General features: G+C 40.6%; 2 protein-coding genes and 2 pseudogenes. All 4 read left to right on the forward strand.

Annotation, left to right across the window (positions count from 1 at the left end; genetic code table 11):
- Nucleotides 1-688: pseudogene (msr(E), locus tag N5E87_RS23495) on the forward strand (ABC-F type ribosomal protection protein Msr(E)); the annotation flags it as partial.
- 55 nt (nt 689-743) lie between these two features.
- Nucleotides 744-1628, forward strand: a complete 885-nt coding sequence (locus tag N5E87_RS23500) for an Mph(E) family macrolide 2'-phosphotransferase (protein WP_000155092.1) — start codon at nt 744-746, stop codon at nt 1626-1628.
- Nucleotides 1629-1711: 83 nt separating this feature from the next.
- Nucleotides 1712-2416, forward strand: a complete 705-nt coding sequence (locus tag N5E87_RS23505; RefSeq protein WP_001067855.1) for an IS6-like element IS26 family transposase — start codon at nt 1712-1714, stop codon at nt 2414-2416.
- 449 nt (nt 2417-2865) lie between these two features.
- Nucleotides 2866-3653 (forward strand): annotated as a pseudogene (gene msr(E), locus N5E87_RS23510) (ABC-F type ribosomal protection protein Msr(E)); the annotation flags it as partial.

The following is a 3653-nucleotide window of genomic DNA, read 5'->3' on the forward strand; positions in this document are numbered from 1 at the left end:
AAAGCGTTTGGCTGCATTAGAAGATATTCAAGCACCAGAGCATTTGCGTTCTATTCGTTTTCGTCAAAGTTCAGCCCTAGAACTGCACAATAAGTTCCCGATTACGGCAGATGGTCTGAGCTTAAAATTTGGTAGCCGTACTATCTTTGATGACGCTAACTTTATAATACCGCTTGGCGCTAAAGTCGCTATAACTGGATCGAATGGAACAGGGAAAACGTCCTTGTTAAAAATGATATCAGAACGTGCTGATGGATTAACCATATCTCCAAAAGCTGAAATTGGCTACTTTACACAAACAGGATATAAATTTAACACGCATAAATCTGTGCTCTCCTTTATGCAGGAAGAGTGCGAGTACACAGTTGCGGAAATTCGTGCAGTATTGGCTTCAATGGGGATCGGAGCGAATGATATTCAAAAAAACTTATCCGACTTATCGGGAGGTGAAATCATCAAACTGCTTTTATCCAAAATGCTTTTAGGAAAATATAATATTTTGCTTATGGATGAACCAGGAAACTATCTTGACCTAAAAAGTATTGCCGCATTAGAAACAATGATGAAGTCCTATGCAGGAACTATTATCTTCGTATCTCATGACAAGCAATTGGTCGATAATATTGCTGACATTATCTACGAGATCAAAGACCACAAAATCATCAAGACTTTTGAGAGAGATTGTTAATGATAGCCAATCTAATCCGAACATTAATTATTGAACTCTTTAAAGGAAATTAAAAATGACAATTCAAGATATTCAATCACTTGCTGAAGCACACGGCTTGTTGCTTACGGACAAAATGAATTTCAATGAAATGGGCATTGATTTTAAGGTCGTTTTTGCTCTTGATACAAAGGGGCAACAATGGTTGCTGCGTATTCCTCGTCGTGATGGCATGAGGGAACAAATCAAGAAAGAAAAACGCATTTTAGAATTGGTAAAAAAACATCTTTCTGTAGAGGTTCCTGATTGGAGAATTTCATCTACAGAATTAGTGGCTTATCCCATACTTAAAGATAATCCTGTTTTAAATTTGGATGCTGAAACCTATGAAATAATTTGGAATATGGACAAAGATAGCCCGAAATACATAACATCTTTGGCAAAAACCTTATTTGAAATCCATAGTATTCCTGAAAAAGAAGTTCGGGAAAATGATTTGAAAATTATGAAACCTTCAGATTTAAGACCTGAAATAGCAAACAATTTGCAGTTAGTAAAATCTGAAATTGGTATAAGTGAGCAATTGGAAACCCGCTACAGAAAATGGTTGGATAATGATGTTCTATGGGCAGATTTCACCCAATTTATACATGGCGATTTATATGCTGGGCATGTACTAGCTTCAAAGGATGGAGCTGTTTCAGGCGTTATTGATTGGTCAACAGCCCATATAGATGACCCAGCGATTGATTTTGCTGGGCATGTAACTTTGTTTGGAGAAGAAAGCCTCAAAACTCTAATCATCGAGTATGAAAAACTAGGGGGTAAAGTTTGGAATAAACTATATGAACAGACTTTAGAAAGAGCAGCGGCCTCTCCTTTGATGTATGGTTTATTTGCCTTAGAAACTCAAAATGAAAGCCTTATCGTTGGAGCAAAAGCTCAGTTGGGAGTTATATAATTTAAAAATATGATTGCTGAGGCACTGTTGCAAATAGTCGGTGGTGATAAACTTATCATCCCCTTTTGCTGATGGAGCTGCACATGAACCCATTCAAAGGCCGGCATTTTCAGCGTGACATCATTCTGTGGGCCGTACGCTGGTACTGCAAATACGGCATCAGTTACCGTGAGCTGCAGGAGATGCTGGCTGAACGCGGAGTGAATGTCGATCACTCCACGATTTACCGCTGGGTTCAGCGTTATGCGCCTGAAATGGAAAAACGGCTGCGCTGGTACTGGCGTAACCCTTCCGATCTTTGCCCGTGGCACATGGATGAAACCTACGTGAAGGTCAATGGCCGCTGGGCGTATCTGTACCGGGCCGTCGACAGCCGGGGCCGCACTGTCGATTTTTATCTCTCCTCCCGTCGTAACAGCAAAGCTGCATACCGGTTTCTGGGTAAAATCCTCAACAACGTGAAGAAGTGGCAGATCCCGCGATTCATCAACACGGATAAAGCGCCCGCCTATGGTCGCGCGCTTGCTCTGCTCAAACGCGAAGGCCGGTGCCCGTCTGACGTTGAACACCGACAGATTAAGTACCGGAACAACGTGATTGAATGCGATCATGGCAAACTGAAACGGATAATCGGCGCCACGCTGGGATTTAAATCCATGAAGACGGCTTACGCCACCATCAAAGGTATTGAGGTGATGCGTGCACTACGCAAAGGCCAGGCCTCAGCATTTTATTATGGTGATCCCCTGGGCGAAATGCGCCTGGTAAGCAGAGTTTTTGAAATGTAAGGCCTTTGAATAAGACAAAAGGCTGCCTCATCGCTAACTTTGCAACAGTGCCTAAAATAAGCCTTATATCCAAGCATAAAACAAGGTTGTCTAGACTTCTTTTAACAGTAAAGTTATCATAAAACTGAATTTTATTTTTTAGGTAAGTTTATGCATTCTATCCGCATTCGTTAAGACACAACTATTTGCATAGTGACACTATTTTATAATGGTGGGCTTTTGTTGTGTCTTTAAGAATATATGCGGATATATAAAGTAAAAGTATGCTTAATTTATAAGTATGCTTTTAGTGCATAGTTTCCAGTTATAACTTAATTGACTAGCTATTTGTCCACCCTGTGGATGAATAGCTTTTTTTTTGGGAGGACACTGTGATGCTAGCTTTTGTTTTCACCTAAATCCTGTTTGCTGCATAAAAAATTTCAAGAGCTAAACAGGAGTAAATAAAAATGAGTTTAATTATTAAAGCGAGAAACATACGCTTGGATTATGCTGGGCGTGATGTTTTGGATATTGATGAATTGGAAATTCACTCTTATGACCGTATTGGTCTTGTGGGTGATAACGGAGCAGGAAAGAGTAGTTTACTCAAAGTACTTAATGGCGAAATTGTTTTAGCCGAAGCGACATTACAGCGTTTTGGTGATTTTGCACATATCAGCCAACTGGGCGGAATCGAAATAGAAACGGTCGAAGACCGGGCAATGTTATCTCGCCTTGGTGTTTCCAATGTACAAAACGACACAATGAGTGGCGGAGAGGAAACTCGTGCAAAAATTGCTGCCGCATTTTCCCAACAAGTACATGGCATTCTAGCGGATGAACCAACCAGCCACCTTGATCTCAATGGAATAGATCTACTTATTGGTCAACTTAAAGCATTTGATGGAGCATTACTTGTTATCAGTCATGACCGATATTTTCTTGATATGGTTGTAGACAAGATATGGGAGTTAAAAGACGGTAAAATTACGGAATATTGGGGTGGTTACTCGGATTACTTGCGTCAAAAAGAAGAAGAGCGACAACACCAAGCCGTAGAATATGAGCTGATGATGAAGGAACGGGAGCGATTAGAATCTGCTGTGCAAGAAAAACGCCAGCAAGCTAATCGATTAGACAATAAGAAAAAAGGAGAAAAATCCAAAAACTCTACCGAAAGTGCTGGACGACTTGGGCATGCAAAAATGACTGGCACCAAGCAAAGAAAACTGTATCAGGCAGCTAAGAGTATGGA

The organism is Shewanella sp. GD03713 (assembly GCF_029843705.1).
GTDB lineage: Bacteria > Pseudomonadota > Gammaproteobacteria > Enterobacterales > Shewanellaceae > Shewanella.